The sequence below is a fragment of the Photobacterium sp. R1 genome, from assembly GCF_054600795.1.
On the sequence record NZ_BAAHZP010000843.1, the window covers coordinates 1 to 246 of the forward strand.

1 protein-coding gene is annotated in these 246 nt (G+C 54.5%); it reads left to right on the forward strand.

What is annotated here, in order from left to right; genetic code table 11:
* A partial coding sequence (locus tag ACYP03_RS27460) for a glycine betaine ABC transporter substrate-binding protein (RefSeq protein WP_459782868.1) occupies positions 1 to 246 on the forward strand: 246 nt, incomplete at both ends.

The following is a 246-nucleotide window of genomic DNA, read 5'->3' on the forward strand; positions in this document are numbered from 1 at the left end:
ATGGGGTGCCCTGCTGGCTGGACCTGCCAGATCACCTCTGAGCATTTGTTTGACGCGCTCAAATTGGGTGATTCAGGCTTTGAACTGGTGGATCCCGGTTCAGGGGCCGGTTTGGCGGCATCCATTGCCAAAGCCTATGAGCGGCAAGAGCCCTGGTTTGGTTACTATTGGGCACCTACTGCGGTACTGGGTAAATACGAGATGGTGAAAGTGGATTTTGGCACAGGCGTGGATGCCGAACACTAT